Origin of the sequence: Bradyrhizobium altum, assembly GCF_020889705.1 — a bacterium.
Taxonomy (GTDB): domain Bacteria; phylum Pseudomonadota; class Alphaproteobacteria; order Rhizobiales; family Xanthobacteraceae; genus Bradyrhizobium; species Bradyrhizobium altum.
The window spans coordinates 1-912 of record NZ_JACMYP010000579.1 but is presented as its reverse complement, the minus strand read 5'-3'; the positions used below and the strand labels follow the sequence as shown (position 1 = coordinate 912).

General features: G+C 58.4%; 1 protein-coding gene. It reads left to right on the top strand.

What is annotated here, in order from left to right; all coding sequences use genetic code 11:
• A partial coding sequence (locus H8B02_RS47495) for an IS630 family transposase (protein ID WP_229172549.1) occupies window positions 1–899 on the top strand: 899 nt, incomplete at its 5' end.
• Window positions 900–912: the final 13 nt, after the last annotated feature.

The window sequence follows — 912 nt, the reverse complement described above, 5'->3', positions numbered from 1 at the left end:
TCCAGCCGCGGATTGTTAGCCTTTGGCGGCATCGTTATGCCGACCAAGGCCTTGAAGGGCTGCAAGACAAGCCGCGACCGGGCAAGCAGCCAATCTATACGAAGGCCACCGACAAGCGGATTCTGAAGTTGCTGGACAAGCCGTCGCCGGAAGGGTTCGCACGCTGGACCGGGCCCCTGCTGGCCGAGGCGCTGGACGATGTTGACGTCCAATATGTCTGGCGGTTTCTGCGCAGCCACAAGATCGACCTCGCGGCTCGCAAGTCCTGGTGTGAGAGCAACGACCCGAACTTTACGGCCAAAGCCGCCGATGTTGTCGGCCTCTATGTCGCCCCGCCCGCGAAGGCCATTGTGCTGTGCGTGGACGAGAAGCCCTCGATCCAGGCTTTGGAGCGAGCGCAGGGTTATCTGAAGTTGCCCAATGGCCGTGCCTTGACCGGCCAGAGCCACGATTACAAGCGGCATGGCACGACAACATTGTTTGCGGCGCTCGAAGTCGCCACTGGAAAGATCATCGCGACGCATTCAAAACGCCGGCGCCGTGTCGAATTTCTCGACTTCATGAACAGCGTCACCGCGGCTTTTCCAAACCGGAAGCTTCACGTCATCCTCGACAACCTCAACACCCACAAGAAGAACGAGCATTGGCTCAAGGCCCACCCCAACGTGGAATTTCATTTCACGCCGACAAGTGCGTCCTGGCTCAATCAGGTCGAGGTGTGGTTTTCGATCCTGCAGGGGCAGTCGCTGAGCGGCACCTCTTTCACAAGCCTCAAGCAGCTTCAGGATCACATCGATGCCTACGTCAACGCATACAACGACAGAGCCAAGCCCTTCGTCTGGACCAAGAAAAAGGTCCGTCAACGCCGTTTCAAAGGCCGCCGTATCACTCAGCTCTGATTCCGGGTACTAG